We start from the raw sequence: 497 nt of genomic DNA, 5'->3' as shown, positions 1-497 counted from the left end.
GCCAAACCCTTCACCGTGATTCCTCGGACCGAGATCCGTTTGACCAGTTTCTGGTTGTAGGCGTCGACGGCATCGAGGCGGTGGACCTTGGTGTGGTTGACCTTGTGCGTTGCCGAGTAACGCAACACCATCAGGGCATTGAACCGTGACAGTGATTCCAAAGCCTTTGGCGCACTGATCTTCTGCGGCTCATCAATGATGACGATCGGTCGGTTCGCTTTGATCACATCGATCGGCCGACGCGACTGGAAGTCGTCGAGTTCATCGTAGATGCGGAGGTTGTCTTTACTCGTCGAGTTGAATGCCTGGATGTTGATGATCATCACCTGCACCCCGGCATCGGAGCTGAAGCGTTCGATCTCGTGCAGTTGCGATGAGTTGTAGATGAAGCAGCGGGGCCTGCGGCCGTATGTCTGCTGGAAGTGTTCGGCCGTGATGTCGAACGACTTCTTGACGCCTTCACGGATAGCGACGGACGGGACGACGATGATGAACTT

Annotated in this window: 1 protein-coding gene; it reads right to left on the bottom strand. The window is 55.5% G+C overall.

Features of this window, described 5'->3' with window-relative positions:
• On the bottom strand, nucleotides 1–497 hold a 497-nt coding region (locus IMZ11_RS43805; protein WP_228649630.1), incomplete at both ends, for a DEAD/DEAH box helicase family protein.

This window comes from Microtetraspora sp. AC03309, from assembly GCF_020826795.1.
GTDB lineage: Bacteria > Actinomycetota > Actinomycetes > Streptosporangiales > Streptosporangiaceae > Microtetraspora > Microtetraspora glauca.
This window is presented reverse-complemented; position numbering and strand designations above follow the sequence as displayed.